This is a genomic window from Streptomyces sp. NPDC094034 (assembly GCF_040303865.1).
Lineage (GTDB): Bacteria > Actinomycetota > Actinomycetes > Streptomycetales > Streptomycetaceae > Streptomyces.
Genome location: NZ_JBEOUD010000134.1, coordinates 1 through 1,149 on the forward strand (window position 1 = coordinate 1; position 1,149 = coordinate 1,149).

Sequence of the window (1,149 nt, forward strand, 5' to 3'; positions counted from 1 at the left end):
GGACGCCTTCGTGGACCACGTCGTACCGATCCTGCGCGCCCGCGGCCTGTTCCGCACCGAGTACGGCCCGCGGCGGACCCTGCGCGAGCGCTACGGCCTGCCGCGCCCCGCGAACCAGCACCTGTCCCCCGCCTTCGCCTGACATTCCCCTTCCGGAAAGGAACTCCCATGTCCCTGGAGATCACCAAGGTCACCGCGCGCATCGGCGCCCGCGTCTCGGGCGTCGACCTCACCCGGCCGCTCACCGAGGCGGAGGTGACCGGCATCCGCGAGGCGCTGAACGCGCACAAGGCGCTGGTCTTCGCCGCCGAGGGCCTGGACGACGCGGGCCAGCAGGCGTTCGCCCGGCACTTCGGCGCGCTGACCACCGCCCATCCGACGGTCGGCGCCGTCGAGGGCGCCCCGCACGTACTGCCCGTGGACAGCGAGCGGGGCCGCGCCAACCACTGGCACACGGACGTCACCTTCGTCCTCAACCCGCCCCAGGCCAGCACCCTGCGCTCGATCACCATCCCGCCGTACGGCGGCGAGACCCTGATCGCCGACGCGGGCGCCGCCTACCGCGACCTGCCCGAACCGCTGCGCCGGTTCGCCGACACGCTGTGGGCCGAGCACACCAACGACTACGACTACGCCGTACCGGACGAGGAGATCGACGCGGAGAAAGCCGCCCACCGCGCCCAGTTCACCTCGATCACCTACCGCACCGCCCACCCGGTGGTGCGCGTCCACCCGCTGACCGGGGAGCGCGGGCTGTTCATCGGCGGGTTCGCCCAGCGGATCGCGGGCCTGTCGACCGGCGAGTCCCGGAAGATCCTGGACCTGCTCCAGTCGTACGTGACCCGGCCCGAGAACATCCTGCGCCACCGCTGGGCGGAGCGGGAGCTGGTCCTGTTCGACAACCGGATCACCCAGCACTACGCCGTCGACAACTACGACGGCCTGCCGCGCCGGCTGCACCGGGTGACCGTCGCCGGTGACGTCCCGGCCGGCGTCGAGGGCAAGGAGAGCTACGCCATCGAGGGCGACGCCTCGCACTACACCCCCGTGCCCGCCCCGGCGGACACCCCCGCCGCCCCCCGGCACCAGCCCGTGCTCGACCCCGCGGTGGCGTAATCGGAGTCTCACTCTCCGAATGGCGGGTGTCCG

General features: G+C 72.8%; 1 protein-coding gene and 1 pseudogene. Both read left to right on the forward strand.

The features are described from left to right. Positions 1-142 (forward strand): annotated as a pseudogene (locus ABTZ59_RS37200) (LLM class flavin-dependent oxidoreductase); the annotation flags it as partial. Positions 143-168: 26 nt separating this feature from the next. Next, positions 169-1,116 (forward strand): TauD/TfdA dioxygenase family protein, encoded by a 948-nt coding sequence (locus ABTZ59_RS37205; RefSeq protein ID WP_351426040.1) that lies wholly within the window; start codon positions 169-171, stop codon positions 1,114-1,116. Positions 1,117-1,149: the final 33 nt, after the last annotated feature.

What these genes read in the sequence shown, in the direction of transcription:
- ABTZ59_RS37205 (WP_351426040.1), top strand. Translation starts at nt 169, where the DNA reads ATGTCCCTGGAGATCACCAAGGTCACCGCGCGCATCGGCGCCCGCGTC.